Source organism: Streptomyces sp. BoleA5 (genome assembly GCF_000373665.1).
GTDB lineage: Bacteria > Actinomycetota > Actinomycetes > Streptomycetales > Streptomycetaceae > Actinacidiphila.
This window is the reverse complement of record NZ_KB892113.1, coordinates 328,261-345,015: the sequence shown is the minus strand read 5'-3', so window position 1 is coordinate 345,015 and position 16,755 is coordinate 328,261. Positions and strand designations below refer to the sequence as shown.

Here is a 16,755-nt window from a genome sequence, read left to right as displayed (position 1 = left end):
ATGTCAGTGGGCCGCCCCTACGGTGCCCGGTCATGGAGACCACGCACATCGTCGAACTGCGGCAGTACACCCTGCGCCCCGGCGCGAGGGACACCCTGACCGAGCTGTTCGAGCGCGAGTTCGTCACCGGCCAGGAGGCCGCCGGGATCCGGGTCGGCGGCCGTTTCGCCGATCTGGACGACCCGGACCGCTTCGTGTGGATGCGCGGCTTCCCCGGCATGCCCGCCCGGCTCCGCTCGCTGCGGGCCTTCTACGGCGGCCCTGTGTGGCGGGCGCACCGGGACGCCGCCAACGCCACCATGACCGACTCGGACGACGTCCTGCTGCTGCGCGGCCCCGGCTACCGCGTGCCGCCGGACGCGGGTCAGGTCGTCGTGACCGTCTGCCACCCCGCCGACCCCGCGGTCTTCGCCGAGGCCCTCGCGCGGCCCGGCGGGCTGCCGGCGGACGCCGCGGTGCACCGCAGCGAGCACGCGCCGAACGACTTCCCGGCGCTGCCGGTGCGTACCGGTGAGGACGTCGTCCTCTGGTTCACCGCCTTCGCCGACGCCGGGGAGCGGCCCGGACGGCCCGAGCTGCCCGCCGCGGTGGCGCGGCTCCCGCTGCTGCGGCCCCCGCGGCGGCTGCGGCTGGCGCCGGTACGCGTACCGGGGACCGGGGGCCCTGGGACTCAGCGCAGGATGTCGCCGAGGTCGTAGCCGACGGGTTCCTCCACCTGCGCGTAGGTGCAGCCGGCCGGGTCGCGGTCGGGGCGCCAGCGGCGGAACTGGGCGGTGTGCCGGAAGCGGTCGGCCTGCATGTGGTCGTAGGCCACCTCCAGGACGCGCTCGGGCCGCAGCGGGATCCAGGAGAGGTCCTTCCCCGCGCTCCAGCGGCTCTGGGCCCCGGGCATGCGGCCGCCGGGATCCGCCTCGGCCCAGTCGGCCCAGGGGTGGCCCTCGGCGGACTCCATGCGCAGCGGCTCCAGTTCGGCGACGAGTTCCTCGCGGCGCCGCATGGGGAAGGAGGCGCAGACGCCGACGTGCTGGAGCCGGCCGGCGGCGTCGTGCAGGCCGAGCAGGAGGGAGCCGATGACAGGACCGGACTTGTGCCAGCGGAAGCCGGCGAGCACGCAGTCGGCGGTGCGCTCGTGCTTCACCTTGATCATCACGCGTTCGTCGGGGCGGTAGCCGACGTCGGTGGGCTTGGCGACGACGCCGTCCAGCCCGGCGCCCTCGTACTGGTCGAACCACCGCCGCGCGAGCTCGATGTCGGTGGTGGCGGGAGCGACGTGGACCGGCGCCCGTGCCGGGCCGAGCGCGTCGACGAGGGCCTGGCGGCGCCAGGTCTGCGGATCGGCCATCAGGGAGCGGCCGCCGAGCGCCAGCAGGTCGAAGGCGACGAGGGAGGCGGGGGTGCGTTCGGCGAGCTGGCGCACCCGGGAGTCGGCGGGGTGGATGCGCTCCAGCAGCGCGTCGAAGTCCAGCCGGCCCTCGCGGGCGATGACGATCTCCCCGTCGACGACGACGCGCGGCGGGAGTTCGGCGCGGACCGCCTCGACGACCTCCGGGAAGTAGCGGGTCAGGGGCTTGCCGGTGCGGCTGCCGATCTCGACCTCGTCGCCGTCCCGGAAGACGATGGCGCGGAAGCCGTCCCATTTGCCCTCGTACAGCATGCCGGGCGGGATCGCGGCGGCGGACTTGGCGAGCATCGGCTTCACGGGCGGCATCACCGGGAGGTCCATGCCGCGATTCTCCGCCCGACAGGCGCCGCCCGCCCGTCGGGCCTACCGTGTCGGGGACGGGAGAGGCGGTGACGGGAGAGGCGGTGACGGCATGGCGGAGGCGGTCGAGCTGACCGTCGGCGAGCGGACGGTCCGGATCTCGAACCCGGGGAAGGTGTACTTCCCCGAACCGGGCTTCACCAAGCTGGACGTGGCCCGCTACTACCTCGCGGTCGGCGACGGCGTCCTGCGGGCGCTGCGCGACCGGCCGACGACGATGGAGCGTTACCCGGACGGGGTCGAGGGCGAGTCGTTCTTCCAGAAGCGCGCGCCGAAGAACACCCCGGACTGGATCCCCACTGGCCGCATCCGCTTCCCCTCGGGCCGCCACGCCGACGAGATCTGCCCGACCGAGACGGCCGCGGTCGTCTGGGGCGCCAACCTCGGCTGCCTCACCTTCCACCCCTGGCCGGTCCGGCGCGGCGACCTCGACCACCCGGACGAGCTGCGCATCGACCTCGACCCCCAGCCCGGCACCGACTTCTCCGACGCGGTGCGCGTCGCCGTCGAACTGCGCGGGCTGCTCGAGGAACTGGGCCTGCGCGGCTGGCCCAAGACCTCGGGCGGGCGGGGCCTGCACGTCTTCGTCCCCATCGAGCCGCAGTGGACGTTCACCGACGTGCGGCGGGCCGCCATCGCCATCGCCCGCGAGATGGAGCGGCGGATGCCGGACCAGGTCACCAGCGCGTGGTGGAAGGAGGAGCGCGGCGAGAAGATCTTCGTCGACTACAACCAGACCGCGCGCGACCGCACCATCGCCTCCGCCTACTCCGTACGGCCCAGGCCGTACGCCCCGGTCTCCGCGCCGCTGCGCTGGGAGGAGGTCCCGCAGGTGCACCCGCGGGACTTCGACCTGGTCACGATGCCCGCGCGGTACGCGGAGCTGGGCGACGTGCACACCGGCATGGAGGAGCACGCCGACCGGCTGGACGCCGTCCTGGAGCTGGCCGAACGCGACGAACACGACCACGGGCTGGGCGACATGCCGTATCCGCCGGACCACCCCAAGATGCCCGGGGAGCCGCCGCGGGTGCAGCCGAGCCGGGCCAGGCCCAAGCCGGACCCCCCCGGGAGCGAGGACTGACGGCGCGGCACGGCCTCTTCCCACCGCGACCGCACTGACGCATCATCAGGCGCATGCCCGCGCCTCGACCCGTGCCCCTGGACGAGTACCCGGTCCATCAGATCGCCCGATCCATGCGCCATGTCGCGACCGGTGACCGCAACGCCCACGACCGCTCGATCTTCCACTTCTTCGACCGCCCGCGGGGTTTCCACCGGCTGTGGATACCGATCCGGTTCGACGACCGCTTCGTCATGGTGATCGCCCAGGAGGACGCCGACGGCTACCGCTCCCTGGACGAGGCCCCGCAGATCACCGAGCACGGCCCGGACCGGCGATTGGGCCGGGCCTCGGTCGACATCACCTACCGGGAGGGCACCCGGGTGCCGGTCTCGGCCGTCGTCCACCTCGACGGCGGGAACATCGAGGCCGAGGTGATGGTCTCCAGCCCGCTCGCCGTCGGCGCCGGCTACTCGCCCGCCCGCGACTGGCGGCACGGCGAGTGGAAGGGCCGCGGCTGGCTCGACCGCCGTGCGTATGACCTGACGGATCCGGCGGTCACCGCGCCCGCCGCGTACGGAGTCACCGACCACGCCGCGCGTTTCGCCTGGGACGGCCGGGTCGGCTACGGCATCTTTGAGCTCGGCAGCTTCGGCCGCCACACCCCCAGCGGCTTCACCGGTCAGGAGGCCATGTGACAACGGTGCGCACCACCACCCGCGATCCCCGACTGCTGCGCAGCCGCCTCGACGAGTGGCTGGCGGCGAAGCACCCCGGCGCCCACAGCCGCGGCGTGCACCTGCCCGCCGCCAACGGCCTGTCCGGCGAGACCGTCCTGTTCGACCTGGCCGTCCCCCACCCGGAGGGCACCGCGCGCCAGCGCATCCGCCCCTGCGTGCTGCGGCTGGCCGGCGACCCGGACGCCTACGCCGTCCTCCCCACGTACGACATGGCCGAGCAGTACCGCGTCATCCGCACGGTCGCCGCCCGCACCCGCGTCCCCGTGCCCGAACTGCTGTGGCTGGAACCCGACCCGGGGCCGCTCGGGGCGCCGTTCTTCGTCATGGAGCGCGTCCCCGGGCGCGTCCCGCCGGACGTCCCGCCCTACACCTACGGGGGCAACTGGCTCTTCGACGCCTCCGAGGAGGACCGGGCCCGACTGGAGCGCTCGACGGTGCGGGTCCTCGCCGAACTCCACACCGTCCGCGGCGAGGGGACGCTGCGCGCCCACGTCGACGCCCAACGCGCCTACTACGAATGGGTCGTCGACGGACCGGCCCGCTCCCCCCTGATCGAGCGGGCCTTCGCCTGGCTGGAGAAGCACTGGCCGGCGGACCCCGGGCCGTCCGTGCTCAGCTGGGGCGACGCCCGGATCGGCAACATCGTCTACGACGCGGACTTCTCGCCGGTCGCCGTGCTCGACTGGGAGACGGCCTCCTCCGGCCCCCGCGAACTCGACCTCGCCTGGCTGGTGTACCTGCACCGCTTCTTCCAGGACCTCACCGTCACCGCCGGATTCCCCGGCATGCCGGACTTCCTCGACCGCGACCGCATCGCCGCGACCTACGCGGAACTCACCGGGCACACCCCGCGCGACCTGGACTTCCACCTCCTGTACGCCGCGCTGCGGCACGCGGTCGTGATGCTGCGGATCGGTCACCGCCAGGTCCACTTCGGCGAGCGCGAGATGCCGGCCGACCCCGACGCGCTGATCCTGCACCGGGACACGCTGGAGGCGATGCTGGAGGGCCGCCACCGCTGACCCCACGACCGGCCCGGAACCTCACGATCCGTGACCAAGGGGTCGCCCGGGGCGCCCGCAGCGGCGCTCACGGCGGCCCCGCGGCCTGTTCCGGCGCCGCCCGTCGGGCCCGGGCGGGCCACGAACTGCGGCCGGACCTCATCCGTGCCACCCTGACGGGGGAACGGGATGTTGTTATTCACCCGTTTGTCATGTCGTGCACCGCCGTGTCCCGGTACGGGCTGCGACCCTCGGTCGGGAGGGGCTCGCGCCGTCGTGAGGAGTACGCATGCACCAACACCTCGCCCGCACCGTCACGGCCGCCGTCCTCCTCGGAGCCTCCGCGTTCGTCACCATGCCGGCCCAGGCCGCGCCCGCGGACCCCTCCTCCCCCACGGTCTTCGCCCACCGCGGCGCCTCCACCGAGGCCCCCGAGAACACCCTGGCGGCCGTGCGCCGGGCCCACGAGCAGCACATCAAGTGGATCGAGAACGACGTCCAGCGCACCAAGGACGGGGCCCTGGTCGTGATCCACGACACGACGCTGAGCCGTACCACCGACGTCGAGCAGGTGTTCCCCGACCGCTCCCCCTGGCGCGTCGCCGACTTCACCCTCGCCGAGATCCGCCGGCTCGACGCCGGCAGCTGGTTCGCCCCCCGCTTCCGCGGCGAGCGCGTCCCGACGCTGCAGGAGTACCTGACCCTCCTCGACCGCGACCAGCAGGGCCTGCTGCTGGAACTCAAGCAGCCCGAGCTCTACCCGGGCGTCGAGAAGCAGACCGTCGACGCACTGGAGAAGGCCGGCTGGCTCGACCAGGCCCACCTCAACGGCCGACTGGTCATCCAGAGCTTCAGCGCCGACGCCCTGCGCCGCACCCACGCACTGCGCCCGGCCGTCGTGACCGGGTTCCTGGGCAGCCCGCCGGTCTCCCGTCTGAAGGAGTACGCGGCATTCGCCGACCAGATCAACCCGGACGAGAAGGACGTCACCTACGCGTACGTGCGGGCCGTCCACAGCGTCGACGGCCCCGACGGCAAGCCGCTGCGCGTGAACGCGTGGACGGTCGACGACCTCACCACCGCCGTCCGCATGGCGGCCCTCGGCGCCGACGGCATCATCACCAACCGCCCGGACGTCATCCGCAACGGCGTGCAGTGAACGGGACGGGAGAGTGCGGGGCCCGTTGAACCGCCCGGCCCGCGGCGACGTACCAGTCACCGTGGGTGGCACTGGGTCGCCGACACCGCAGAAAGGGCCCGACGATCCCCGTGGATGCGAGCCGTCCCGCCGGCAACACCCGTGAAGGCCACGCCCGGCCCGAGGTGCCGGGCCTGGAGGGACTGCGCGGCCTGGCCGCCCTGTACGTCCTGCTGTTCCACTGCTGGCTCTACACGTTCCCCGGGTATCCGGACAGTTCGGCGCCCTGGTGGCTGGACGGGCTCATCTACGGCCGCCTCGCCGTCGTCTTCTTCCTGGTGCTGTCCGGGTTCTCCCTGGCCATCTCCCCGGCGCGCGAGGGCTGGCGGCTGGGCGGGGCCGCCCGGTTCCTGCGCCGCCGGGCCTGGCGCATCCTTCCCCCGTACTGGGCGGCGCTCGCGATGAGCCTGGTCATCGCCTGGTTCGTGGTGCCGGCCTCGCACTTCGGGCCGCCGACCGGCGCGACGGTCCTGGTGTACGGCCTCGTCGCCCAGGACGTGTTCACCGCGCCGACGCCGAACGGCACGTTCTGGTCGATCGCCGTGGAGGCGGAGCTCTACCTGCTCTTCCCGCTGCTCCTGCTGGTGCGGCGGCGGTTGGGCGCGGTGGTGCTGGTCGCGGGCGTGACGCTCCCGGTCGTCGCCCGCGGCCTGATGGCGCCGGGCGCGTCCCCGGTGGAGGGGAACAACTGGCTCACCCCGCATCTGGCCCCGGTGTTCGTCGCCGGACTCGTGGGCGCGGGGATCGTCGCCGCCCCGGCCCGGGTCCGGCGCCTGCCGTGGCACTGGTTCGCCGTGGCGGCCGCCGCGCCGGTCGCGGCCTTCGTCGCCGCCAAGGGCCCGGTCTGGACGGTGGACCACTACTTCTGGGTGGACCTCGCCGTCGCGCCCGCCATGACGATGCTGATCGCCGCGGTCGCCACGGGCCGCCCGTCCCTTCTGCTGCGACTGCTGACCGCGCGTCCCGTCCGGGCGCTGGGCAACGTGTCGTACAGCCTCTATCTGATCCATCTGCCGGTCGTCATGGCCGTCGTCCGGCGGGTCGCCCCGCGGTTCGTCGCCCCCGGGCTTCCCACGTTCTGGTTCACGCTCCTGGTGGCGTTGCCCGTCTCGCTGCTGGGGGCGTGGCTGTTCGCCCGGGTCTTCGAGCTGCCCTTCAAACGGCACCGCTCCTGGAAGTCCCTTCCGGTGGCGCGCCGTTGCGTCGCCGGCGCCCCGGCACGGCGTGAACCGGCCGGGGCCACGACGGCAGGTCCGTGACGTACGGCCCACGGGAACGGCGAAGGCCCACGGCGTCCGAACCGGTCGGACGCCGTGGGCCCTCGTTCTCCGTCGGTCAGTAGACCGGCTTGTCCGGCTCGATCGTGTTGACCCAGCCGATGACGCCGCCGCCGACGTGGACCGCGTCGGCGAAGCCCGCGGACTTCAGCACGGCGAGGACCTCGGCGGAGCGGACACCGGTCTTGCAGTGCAGGACGATCTTCTTGTCCTGCGGGAGGTCCTGCAGGGCGCTGCCCATGAGGAACTCGTTCTTGGGGATCAGACGGGCGCCCGGGATGGAGACGATCTCGTACTCGTTGGGCTCGCGGACGTCGATGATGTCGATGTTCTCGCCGTCCTCGATCCACTCCTTGAGCTGCTTCGGAGTGATCGTCGACCCCATCGCCGCCTCCTGCGCCTCCTCGGAGACGACACCGCAGAAGGCCTCGTAGTCGATGAGCTCGGTGACGGTCGGGTTCTCGCCGCAGACCGCGCAGTCCGGGTCCTTGCGGACCTTGACCTGGCGGTACTGCATCTCCAGGGCGTCGTAGATCATCAGCCGGCCGACCAGCGGCTCGCCGGTGCCGGTGAGGACCTTGATCGCCTCGGTGACCTGGATGGAGCCGATGGACGCGCACAGCACGCCCAGGACGCCGCCCTCGGCGCAGGAGGGGACCATGCCCGGCGGCGGGGGCTCGGGGTAGAGGCAGCGGTAGCAGGGACCGTGCTCGGACCAGAAGACGGACGCCTGGCCGTCGAAGCGGTAGATCGAGCCCCAGACGTACGGCTTGTTGAGCAGCACGCACGCGTCGTTGACCAGGTAGCGGGTCGCGAAGTTGTCCGTGCCGTCGACGATCAGGTCGTACTGGCTGAAGATGTCCATCACGTTGTCGGCCTCGAGCCGCTCCTCGTGAAGGACCACGTCGACGTAGGGGTTGATGCCCTTGACGCTGTCGCGGGCGGACTCCGCCTTGGAGCGGCCGATGTCCGCCTGGCTGTGGATGATCTGGCGCTGCAGGTTGGACTCGTCGACCTCGTCGAACTCCACGATGCCGAGCGTGCCCACACCGGCGGCGGCCAGGTACATCAGGGCGGGTGATCCGAGACCGCCGGCGCCCACACAGAGCACCTTCGCGTTCTTCAGCCGCTTCTGCCCGTCCATCCCCACATCGGGGATGATCAGGTGGCGGGAGTACCTGCGGACCTCGTCGACGGTGAGCTCGGCGGCCGGCTCGACCAGGGGTGGCAGCGACACGGGGACTCCGTTTGTCGATCGATCACTACGGATGTTCTTCCCGTAACACTGCCACGCCCTTCTTCATTCCGAGACTGCCGTTCCGAAGGCCGAGACGGATTCCGGTCACATGCTGGGCGGCGGCTGGCGGCGCAGCATGCGCGAGGCCTCGTCCCAGTAACCCGGCAGGCCGTCCCAGGCCGCGTGGTCGGTGCGGTCGGTGAAGTAGACCGTCGCCGCGCCCTGCCAGCGGGCGATCCGCATGGCGTTCTCCAGGTGGGGTGCGGGGACGCCGTGCACGAGGTGGCAGAAGCGCTCCGGCGGGTACGCGGCCGTCCATTCCGGGGCCTCCGACCAGCGGTACTGGGTCCACGGCCCGGCGAAGGTCACCAGTTGGTCGGCCGCCTCGGCGTAGCCCTGGTACGGATGGCAGCCGTGGCCCAGCACGACGTGGCCGGTGCTGCCGCCCTCCACGCTCAGCAGCGCGCGCACGGTGGTGATCACACGCCGGCAGTCCGAGAGCTCCGAACTCGTGGTCGGGGCGCGGTCGAGGTAGAAACCGTCGACCCGGTACCAGTCGAGGAAGCGGTGCGCGTCGGCGACCAGCTGGCCGAAGGGGCGCGCCCCGTGCCGGGTGTCCAGGTAGCCGAGCACGGGCACCGCCGCGTCGCGCAGCCGGGCGCACGCCTCGGTGTAGAGCGGGTCGATCCGGGCGCCGGGGCCGCGCGCCACGTTGAGCACCACCCAGTGCATCGGGGCCTCCGGGCGGGCCAGTTCGGCCCATTCGCCCGGGGCGACCAGCGGGTGCGCGTACGCCGGGACCCCGAAGCCCAGTCCCTCACAGCGGTCGACCGGCCTGCGCAGGCCGCTCGGGTTCACACGCGGCATGCCGCCTCCATCCAGACGTCGGCGAGGGATTCCTCGAGGGCGATGCGCGGGCGCCACCCGAGGCGGTCGCGGGCGGTGCGGATGTCGGCCTGCTGCCAGACGCCGCAGCCGTCCGGGTAGTGGGGGTGGCCGCTGCCGTTCGCCGTCAGGTGCGGGTCCTCCACCTCGTGGAGGGCGCCCGTATAGCCCGCGGCGTTGGCCAGGGCCGCGGCGACCTCGCGCAGCGGTACGGCGCGGCCCGTGCCGATGTTGACCAGCCCCTGCGCGGCGGAGAGCGAGGCCGCGTGCACGGCGCGGGCCACGTCGCGCACGTCCACGAAGTCCCGCTGCACGCCGAGGCCGGTCAGCTTCAGGTCGCCGTCACCGGTCTGCATCGCCCGGCGCATCGCCTCCGCGAGCCGCCCGATCGGCGAGGCGGTGGACGTCCCCGGCCCGACCGGGGTGAAGACCCTCAGCACGACGGCGTCGAGTCCCGAGCCGAGGACGAGTTCCGTCCCGGCCAGCTTGCTGACCCCGTACGGGCCGCCCGGCCGTGGCACCGCGTCCTCGGCCGTCGAGGAGCCGGCGGGCGAGGGCCCGTACTCCGCGGCGCAGCCCACCTGGACCAGCCGGGCCGAGGTGGCGCTGCGGCGCATCGCCTCGCACACGGAGGCGACGGCGATCGTGTTGTGCCGGGTGAGTTCGCGCGCCCCGCCGCGTGTGGCGCCCGCGCAGTTGACGACCACCCCGGGGTGGACGGCGTCCATGAAGCGCGCCAGCGCGCCGGGGCTGCCGGACGACAGGTCGAAGCGCACGTCGGCGTCGTCGCTGCGGCCGAGCGCGGTCAGCTGCACGGCGGGGTCGGCCAGCAGTCGCTCGGCCACGTGGCGGCCGACGAATCCGTTGGCGCCCAGGAGGAGGACTCTCATAGCGAGCGCCTCCGCTGCGCGTGCCGTGGCCTGGGGTGCGGGTGGGTCATCGTGGGTGGCTCCTTGGCTTCTTCTTCGGAACTGTGGGGTGTGCCGGGCCGATCCGGCCGCCGCCGCCCGCTCATCGCGGCGCCGCCGCGGCCGTGTACGCCGAGGCGCGCGAGAGCGTGGTCAGGGCATGGGCCGCCAGCGCCAGGGCGGCGGCCCCGCAGGCCAGGGCGGGTACGGCGCCCGGCGGAAGGGGGAACCGGTCCAGCAGGGCGGCGGCGAGGGCCACGGCCTCGGCGGCGCAGGCGAGCCCGGTGCCGATGGCGGCGGGGTCCGGGTGGCCGTGCACCGCGAGCAGCCGGGCGGTGAACAGCAGCAGGGCGAGCGCGGCGGGACCGGCCAGCGCGGCGGGGGTGAGCGGGGCCCCGGTCAGGGCGCGGGCGGCGCACAGCAGGACGAGCGCACAGGCGAGGAAGAGCGCGAGCGTGCCCGCCAGCAGCGGCCGTACGGCGCCGCCGAACTCCTCCAGGGTGCGGCTGCGCAGCAGATGGGCCCGGGAACGCACCGCGAAGCGGTGGGCGCACCAGGCGGCGGGCGCGAGGGAGAGCGCCAGCGCGGTCAGCTCGGCGGCGTCCGCCGCGGGCAGCGCGCCCCCGGCGAGACCGTCGACGGCGCGCGGCCCGTACAGCCCGAAGACCACCAGCCAGCAGCTCCACACCGCGCCGCCCGGACCCGTGCCGTAGGGCGCTCTCAGCGGTCCGCGGCGCAGCGCGGCGAGGAGCGAGAGCAGCAGCAGCGGCACGGCCACGGCGACCACCGTGACCTGCGACAGCGCGTGCAGCGCCCCGCTCGCGGCCGCGCAGACGGCACCCGGGGCGAGGGTGAGCAGCAGGGCGGGGCGGCGCACCGGCCGACCCGCGGCGGGCGGGGCGCCGGCGCGGGGCACCCGGGCGTACAGCTCCTCGGCGAGGGTGAAGACGTCGCGGTGCCGGAAGCCCGCCGCGACGCGGTCGGTGACGCCCTGCGCCTCCAGTCCCGCCACGATCTCCAGCGGGTCCACGGCCTCGGCGCACAGCCGCTGGTGACGGTGCATCAGGGCGCGGACGGGGTCGGCGGGGCCGCGTCTGCGCGGGGCGCCCCCGCGGGCGCCGGTGCCGCTCTCCTGCACGTGGCTCATGCGCGCTCCCGCCTCTCGGCTCCGGCGTACGCGGGCTCGCGGGCGGCGAGCGCCCAGGCGGGCGCGGCCGTCCAGCGGCCTGGGACACGCGACTCGGCGGGCCTGCCGAAGGGGACGGGGGTGCCGTCCGGGTCGCGCAGCGGGGCGTGGCGCCCGGGCGCGTGGGCGACCAGGTCGAGGTAGATCTCGCGGAACGCCGCCAGGTTCCGCTCGACGGTGAAGAGCTCCAGGGCGCGTTCGCGGGCGGCGGCGCCGAGCCGCTGCCGGCGCTCGGGGTCGCGCAGCAGGGCGACGCAGGCCTCGGCGAGCGCCTTCGGGTTGCGCGGCGGCACGACCAGACCGGTCCCGCCGATGACCTCCCGTACGGCGCCGGCCTCGGTCGACACGGTGGCCCGGCCGCAGAGCATGGCCTCGACCAGGGTGACCGGGAATCCCTCGACGACGCTGGAGAGGACGACCACGTCGCCGGCGGCGTACGCGTCGGGCAGCGCCTGGGCGCCCGGCGAGCCGAGCTCCTCGAAGGTGACCGGGTTCTCCCCCGCGGTGACGGCGTCGGCCGCCTCGTCGGGGAAGAGCTGCGCGGCCAGCGAGCGGCACTGCTCCAGGTACGCGGGGTCGCCCTCACCGGCGCGGACGACGCGCAGCCGCGCCCCGGGCTCCTCCTTGCGCACCTCCCCGAAGGCGTGCAGCAGCCCGATCAGGTCCTTGCCGCGGTCGGCCCGGCCGACCCACACCAGCGTGGGGTCGCCGCCCTCGGCCTCGGCGGCCGGCTCGGGCAGGGGCCCCTGGTAGCCGGGGTAGACCGTGCGGACGCGCTCCCGGTCGGCGCCGCAGTGCTCCTGCCAGCGGCGCGCGTGGGCGTTGCCGGGGGTGACCAGGGCGGCCCTGTGGTAGGCCTCGCCCGCCAGATGGCGGTGGAAGGCGGCGAGCAGGGCGCGTACGGGGGCGGACAGGCCCGCGGCGCGGTGGAGCAGCAGGGTCTCGCGCAGCCGCACGCCGTACTCGGTCACCAGCAGCGGCGTACCGAAGAACCGTTTGGCCAGCAGCGCGGGCAGCAGCGCGGTGCCGCCCGTCACGGCGTGGCAGAGGTCGGCGGTGGCGAGGGCGTCGCCGAACTCGTCGTACCAGGGGGCGGAGAGCGGCCGCAGCGCGCGCTCCACCTGGTCGGCGGCGAGCAGGAGGTCGCCCACCCCGGCCTCCGCGACGAGGGGTCGCGCGCCGGGCGCCCGGCACACCTCCTCCAGCACGCGCACCGCGTGCTCGGAGCGCAGCAGCGCCGGGACGCCCCCGTCCTCCCGGGCGAGTTCGGCGAGGCCGTAGAGCGCGGAGGCGAAACGGTCCGCCACACCATTGGCCCCGGCGTCCCCGGCCAGCACACCGACCAGGTCGCGGTACTGCTCCAGCGCCTGCGCCCGCCTGCGGCGCGCCTTGCCGGGCACCGCCCCCGGCCCCGGCGGGGGCCCCCACAACGGCAGCGCGCGCACGTCCCGCACCTGCGGCGGCAGCGCCACCATCCCCGCCGCCTCGGCCCGTTCGCTCCTGCCGAGCGCGTACACCGCGAACTCGTGCCCGGTGAGCCCGCGTACGAGCCGGTCGACCCAGGCACCCCCCTCACCCCGGGCGTACGGATAACCACCCTCCGCGAGTAATGCGATACGCACGTCTTCCCCCTCTCGGCACCGGTCTGTTCGGGCGCGATGACCGTATTCCGGCGAAGTGGGGGCACGGCGGACGGTTGTCCGCCGTGCCACCGAAAGGGGTGAAGAGACGTAACTTTTCCCAGCGTTGTACGTTGTGACCGAGTAGACGTCCGCCTGGGCGGGTGCGCCGGGCCGGGCGGGGCGCGTTCCACTCGCGCACCGGCCCGTGTCACGAGGAAGCCCCGGGGCGAGTGCCCCGGGGCTTCGGTTTGCGGTCGATCGGCCGCAGGCCGAAGCCGGCGGCGCGGCCCGCTCCAGGCGCGGAGCGGCACGCCGGGGCGCGCCCGGCCGACCGGCCCGGGCGCGCCCGGCGGGTCAGGCGGTGGTCGCCAGGGCGCGCCGGCGGGCGGCGCGGCGAGCGGCGGACTCGTCCGGGTCGAGCACCGGGACCGCCGCCAGCAGCCCCTTGGTGTACTCGTGCTCCGGCGCCTCGTAGACCCGGCTCGCGGGCCCGTACTCGACGATCCGCCCCGCCCGCATCACCGCGACGTTGTCGCTGACCTGGCGCACCACGGCCAGGTCGTGGGCGATGAAGACCAGCGCGAGTCCCAGCTCGCGCTGCAGTTCGTCCAGCAGCCGGATGACCTGGGCCTGCGTCGTGACGTCGAGCGCCGACACCGGCTCGTCGCAGACGATCAGCCGCGGCTCGGGCGCCAGCGCCCGGGCGATGCCGACCCGCTGCCGCTGCCCGCCGCTGAACTCGTGCGGATAGCGGTGGTACCAGCCGGGGTCGAGCCCGACCCGCTCCAGCAGCTCACGCACGCGGGCGACGATCGCGGCCTCGTCGAGCACTCCCGCCGTGCGCAGCGGGTCCGCGATGGATTCGCCGATGCTGCGTCGCGGGTTGAGCGAGGACACCGGGTCCTGGAAGACCATCTGGAGTCCCGGCGTGCCCGTGACGGGGCGTGCGCCCGGGCGCCGCAGTTCGCCGCCGGTGGGCTCCAGGAGCCCGACGAGCATCCGCCCCAGCGTGGTCTTGCCGCTGCCGCTCTCCCCGACGACGCCGAGCGTCTCGCCCGCGCGCACGGTCAGCGAGACACCGTCGACCGCCGCGACCCGGGCGCCGCGCCGGCCGAACTCCCGCCGTACGCCCACGGCTTCGAGGAGGACCTCACCCGTGGTGGCGCCGCGCGGCTTCGCCGTCCCCACTCGCGGGACCGCGGCCACCAGGTCACGGGTGTACGGCTCCCGCGGCGCGCCCAGCACGGTGCCGACCGGTCCGCGCTCCACGGCGCGGCCGTCCTTCATCACCAGCACCTCGTCGACACTCCCGGCCACCACGCCCAGGTCGTGGGTGACCAGCAGCAGCCCCATCCCGGTCTCCTGCCGCAGTTCGCCGAGCAGGTCGAGGATCTGCGCCTGGACGGTGACGTCGAGCGCCGTCGTCGGTTCGTCGGCGACGAGCAGCCGCGGCTCGCAGGCGAGCGCCATGGCGATCAGGGCCCGCTGGCGCATGCCGCCGCTGAACTCGTGCGGCCGGAAGCGGGCCCGCCTCGCCGCGTCGGCGATGCCGACCCGGCCGAGCACCTCGACCGCCCGCTCACGGGCCGCCCGCCGGGACGCCCGCGGGTGGTGCACCCGGTACACCTCGGCGATCTGGTCACCGATCGCGAAGTACGGGTCGAGCGAGGACAGCGGGTCCTGGAAGACCATCGCCGCCAGCCCGCCGCGCAGCCCGCGCAGCTCCTTCTCCCCCGCGGTGAGGACGTCGACGCCGGCCACCCGCACCGATCCGCCGATCCGCGCGCCGCTGCCGCGGTGCAGTCCCAGCAGGGTGAAGGCGGTGGCGCTCTTGCCGCTGCCGGACTCGCCGACGACGCCCAGGGCGCCGCCCTGCTCCAAGGAGAAGGAGAGCGCGTCCACCGCGCGGACGGTGCCCGTGCCGGTGGGGAAGTCGATCGTGAGGTCCTCGACCTCGATCAGCGGTGACGTCATGCCAGCACCACCCGTCGGTCGGCCACCGCGTACAGGACGTCCGCGAGGGCGTTGGCGAGGACCACGAAGAATCCGGTGACCAGCACGAGCCCGACGACGACCGGCAGGTCCTCGGTCCTGACCGAGTCCACCAGGCTCTTGCCGAGCCCGGGGATGCCGAAGAGCGACTCGGTGAGCACCGCGCCGCCGAACATCGTCCCCAGGTCCAGTGCCGTCAGCGCGATGACCGGCGGCAGGGCGCCGCGCAGGGCGTGCCGTCCGATGACGGAACGCTCGCGGACGCCGTAGGCGCGGAAGGTGCGCACATGGTCCTCGGAGAGCGTGTCGAGCATCGAACCGCGGGTCAGCCGGGCGTACTTGGCGCTCTCCAGGATGGCCAGGGAGAGCCAGGGCAGCACCAGGTTCCAGGCCCACTGCTCGGGGTCCTCGGTCAGCGGGACGTAGGAGGGGAAGGGCAGCCAGCCCAGCACCGAGACGAACAGCAGCATCAGCAGGATGCCGATGATGAAGACGGGCACGGCGTTGCCCGCGAGGGTGAGCCCGGTCAGCAGCCGCTCGGTGAGCCCGCCGTGGCGCAGCGCCGAGAGCACGCCGGTGCCGACCCCGATGACCAGCCACAGCACCATCGCGCCGAGGGAGAGCGAGGCGGTGGCCGGCAGTCGCTGCGCGAGCAGGGAGGTGACCTGCTCGCCGTTCTGGTACGAGAAGCCCAGGCACGGGGCGCCGCAGTGCTCGGTGCCGACGCCGGTGCTGATGTCGGTACCGGCGAACAGGCCGTGCAGGAAGTGGGCGTACTGCGCGAGGGCCGGGTCGTCCAGGCCGAGCTGGGTGCGGACCTGGGCGACCTGGTCGGCGGTGCACTTGGGCCCGCAGGCCAGCCGGGCCGGGTCCCCGGGCAGGACGTAGAAGAGCGCGTAGACGGCGACGCTCAGCACCAGGAGCACCAGCAGGGCGGCCAGCAGGCGGCGGAGCGCGAAGCGGGCGAGGAGCGTCACGGCCGCGCCTCCTTCCGCCTGCGGACCACGGCCCGCAGGCGGCTGCCCGCCCGCGGGTCGAGGGCGGTGCGCACGCCGTCGCCGAGCGCGGTGAAGGCGAGGACGGTGACGAAGATCAGGCCGGCGGGCAGCAGCACGTACGTCGGATCGGCCTGGTACCAGGTGGTCGCGGAGGAGAGCATCTGTCCCCAGGAGGGCGTGGGCGGCTTGACGCCGATGCCGAGGAAGGACAGTCCCGCCTCCGAGGCGATGTTGGAGGGCACCAGCAGCGCGCTGTAGGTCACCACGGGCGCGGCCAGCGACGGCAGCAGTTCGCGGCGGGCGATCCGCCACCGTCCGGCGCCGCCGAGCCGGGCGGCGGCCACGTAGTCGAGGGACTTGAGACTCAGGGTCTGGGCCCGGACGATGCGGGAGGTGCCGCCCCAGCCGAGCAGGCCGAGGACGAGGACCAGCAGCACCGGCCGCGGGAAGCCGGCGGGGACGATCGCCAGCAGGGCGATGGCGAAGACCAGGGTGGGCAGCGCCAGCATGACGTCGGTGGTCCGGCTGAGCAGGTTGTCCAGGAAGCGGTTGCCGAGTCCGGCGGCGAGGCCGACGGCGACCCCGAGGACGACCTGCACGACGGTGGCGGCGAGGCCGATGCCGAGCGAGATCCGCGCACCGTGGACGAGGCGGGCGAACAGGTCGCGCCCGGTGCCGGGTTCGACGCCGAGCCAGTGGTCGGCGCTCACACCGCCGAAGGAGCCGACCGGGACGCCGCCGAGGGCGGAGTCGACGGCGGAGGCGTGGTACGCGTCCGGGTCCTGGCCCTCCAGGGCCGCGAGCAGCGGGGCGGCGAGGGCCACCAGGACGAGCAGGACGATCACGGCGACGCCGGCGAGGGCCGCGCGCTGGGCGCGCAGCCGCC

At 74.2% G+C, this 16,755-nt stretch carries 14 protein-coding genes and 1 pseudogene; 6 read left to right on the top strand and 9 right to left on the bottom strand.

The window, feature by feature from the left end; genetic code table 11:
* Positions 1–32 precede the first annotated feature (32 nt).
* A complete protein-coding gene (locus B085_RS43785) occupies positions 33–698 on the top strand; it encodes an NIPSNAP family protein (RefSeq protein WP_018561515.1) in 666 nt (221 codons plus the stop codon).
* Here B085_RS43785 and B085_RS0125875 read toward each other — a convergent pair.
* The gene (locus B085_RS0125875) at positions 671–1,723 is read right to left on the bottom strand and encodes an ATP-dependent DNA ligase (protein WP_018561514.1); all 1,053 of its coding nucleotides are present in this window, start codon (positions 1,721–1,723) and stop codon (positions 671–673) included. The two genes, B085_RS43785 and B085_RS0125875, sit on opposite strands and share 28 nt — an antisense overlap.
* A gap of 91 nt (positions 1,724–1,814) precedes the next feature.
* On the opposite strand from B085_RS0125875, the gene ligD reads away from it, so the two are divergent.
* From ligD to B085_RS0125850, 5 genes and pseudogenes are all read left to right on the top strand, one after another.
* Positions 1,815–2,846, top strand: coding sequence for a non-homologous end-joining DNA ligase (ligD, locus tag B085_RS0125870; protein ID WP_018561513.1), 1,032 nt, complete (start codon positions 1,815–1,817; stop codon positions 2,844–2,846).
* A gap of 176 nt (positions 2,847–3,022) precedes the next feature.
* Positions 3,023–3,523, top strand: a pseudogene (locus B085_RS43780) (hypothetical protein); the annotation flags it as partial.
* Complete coding sequence (locus tag B085_RS0125860; RefSeq protein ID WP_018561512.1) at positions 3,520–4,587, top strand: phosphotransferase family protein; 1,068 nt, start codon at positions 3,520–3,522, stop codon at positions 4,585–4,587. The pseudogene B085_RS43780 and the gene B085_RS0125860, both read left to right, overlap by 4 nt.
* A gap of 268 nt (positions 4,588–4,855) precedes the next feature.
* Complete coding sequence (locus B085_RS0125855; RefSeq protein WP_018561511.1) at positions 4,856–5,725, top strand: glycerophosphodiester phosphodiesterase; 870 nt, start codon at positions 4,856–4,858, stop codon at positions 5,723–5,725.
* Positions 5,726–5,835: 110 nt separating this feature from the next.
* The gene (locus B085_RS0125850; protein ID WP_018561510.1) at positions 5,836–7,023 is read left to right on the top strand and encodes an acyltransferase family protein; all 1,188 of its coding nucleotides are present in this window, start codon (positions 5,836–5,838) and stop codon (positions 7,021–7,023) included.
* A 76-nt stretch (positions 7,024–7,099) separates the two neighbouring features.
* Here the strand turns inward: B085_RS0125850 and moeZ are convergent, their stop codons facing one another.
* From moeZ to B085_RS43765, 8 genes are all read right to left on the bottom strand, one after another.
* On the bottom strand, positions 7,100–8,278 hold the full coding sequence (moeZ, locus tag B085_RS0125845) for an adenylyltransferase/sulfurtransferase MoeZ (protein WP_018561509.1): 1,179 nt from the start codon (positions 8,276–8,278) through the stop codon (positions 7,100–7,102).
* A gap of 105 nt (positions 8,279–8,383) precedes the next feature.
* The gene (locus B085_RS0125840; protein ID WP_018561508.1) at positions 8,384–9,145 is read right to left on the bottom strand and encodes a spherulation-specific family 4 protein; all 762 of its coding nucleotides are present in this window, start codon (positions 9,143–9,145) and stop codon (positions 8,384–8,386) included.
* Entirely contained in the window at positions 9,133–10,053 is a 921-nt protein-coding gene (locus B085_RS0125835) for an NAD-dependent epimerase/dehydratase family protein (RefSeq protein WP_018561507.1), read from the bottom strand. Before B085_RS0125835 ends, B085_RS0125840 begins: the two co-directional genes overlap by 13 nt.
* A gap of 121 nt (positions 10,054–10,174) precedes the next feature.
* Entirely contained in the window at positions 10,175–11,218 is a 1,044-nt protein-coding gene (locus B085_RS43775) for a hypothetical protein (protein WP_018561506.1), read from the bottom strand.
* Positions 11,215–12,879: a DUF3492 domain-containing protein gene (locus B085_RS43770; protein ID WP_037732406.1), complete on the bottom strand. Its 1,665-nt coding sequence runs from the start codon at positions 12,877–12,879 to the stop codon at positions 11,215–11,217. The genes B085_RS43775 and B085_RS43770 overlap by 4 nt, the downstream gene beginning before the upstream one ends.
* Before the next feature lie 354 nt (positions 12,880–13,233).
* A complete protein-coding gene (locus B085_RS0125820) occupies positions 13,234–14,853 on the bottom strand; it encodes a dipeptide ABC transporter ATP-binding protein (RefSeq protein WP_018561504.1) in 1,620 nt (539 codons plus the stop codon).
* Positions 14,850–15,848, bottom strand: coding sequence for an ABC transporter permease (locus tag B085_RS0125815; RefSeq protein WP_018561503.1), 999 nt, complete (start codon positions 15,846–15,848; stop codon positions 14,850–14,852). Before B085_RS0125815 ends, B085_RS0125820 begins: the two co-directional genes overlap by 4 nt.
* Positions 15,845–16,714, bottom strand: a complete 870-nt coding sequence (locus B085_RS43765; RefSeq protein WP_018561502.1) for an ABC transporter permease subunit — start codon at positions 16,712–16,714, stop codon at positions 15,845–15,847. The genes B085_RS0125815 and B085_RS43765 overlap by 4 nt, the downstream gene beginning before the upstream one ends.
* Positions 16,715–16,755 lie beyond the last annotated feature (41 nt).